This window comes from Clostridium sp. C2-6-12 (assembly GCF_009928485.1).
Classification (GTDB): domain Bacteria; phylum Bacillota; class Clostridia; order Clostridiales; family Clostridiaceae; genus Clostridium.
Genome location: NZ_JAABNP010000089.1, coordinates 1 through 1,042 on the forward strand (window position 1 = coordinate 1; position 1,042 = coordinate 1,042).

1 protein-coding gene is annotated in these 1,042 nt (G+C 28.6%); it reads left to right on the top strand.

The window, feature by feature from the left end:
• Positions 1–63 precede the first annotated feature (63 nt).
• Positions 64–960 carry an IS982 family transposase gene (locus GXK56_RS27490; RefSeq protein ID WP_160693484.1) on the top strand — a complete coding sequence of 299 codons (897 nt, stop codon included), beginning with the start codon at positions 64–66 and terminating at the stop codon, positions 958–960.
• Positions 961–1,042 lie beyond the last annotated feature (82 nt).

Sequence of the window (1,042 nt, forward strand, 5' to 3'; positions counted from 1 at the left end):
ATGCGAATCAACAGTAAAAAAATAATAAAAGAAACACAGCAATAATTAGTATAAAATAAAATTATGAAAAATGAATTTATTTTAAAACTAATAGAATTATATTGCTATGTTTCCGCTATCTATGATAGCAGAATAGCGTATTCGGTGCAACGTTTTAGTAATAATTGTTTACTACAATTTACAGATGAGGAAGTAATAACAATATATTTATGGGCTACAATGCAAAAACAATTTACTAAAAAGGATGTTTACAAATATGCTATAAACCACTTGATAGATTATTTTCCTAATATACCGAGCTATCAAGCCTTTAACAAAAGACTAAATAACTTACATGAAGCTTTTAGAGAAATCACCGCTACATTAACAACTCTATTTGAAAATAAATTTTCAATATCTACTGAAAGTATCATAGATTCTTATCCGATAGCGTTAGCAAAAGATAAGCGTTCATATAAAGGAAAAGTAGCAAGTTTAATATGCAATAAAGGTTATTGTGCAACTAAAGACTTTCATTATTATGGGTGCAAGCTGCATGTTATTGCACATATAAGACCTAAAACAACACCTTATCCAGAATATGCGCTGTTAACTCCTGCATCAGAACATGATTTACAAGCAGTTAGAGATATTATAAGCAACTTTGAAAACCGTAATATATATGCTGACAAAGCATATATAGATTCTGATGTAGAAACATTAGCTAACGCTAATGGAACGGTAATTCGTACACCTATAAAGAAAAAACGTGGACAAAAACAATTGGATTCAGCTGAATCGTTGCATTCTACATCTGTAAGTCGCATTAGGCAACCAATAGAATCACTTTTTAATCAAATTGATGAAAAAGTAAAATTACAAAATGCATCTAAAGTCCGCTCTTTAAAAGGTGTTTTAACTCATGTATGGGGTAAATTAGCAGTATTTATGCTATACATTTCTGATATATTAACTGCATAAATTTGTTAAATTCCAGAGAGATTTAAAACAAACTTATTTAGTATTTTCAGAATATTAAATTTATTTAAATATTGATTCGCAT

Excerpts from the sequence above, each read along its gene's own strand:
- GXK56_RS27490 (WP_160693484.1), top strand. The coding sequence starts at position 64 with ATGAAAAATGAATTTATTTTAAAACTAATAGAATTATATTGCTATGTT.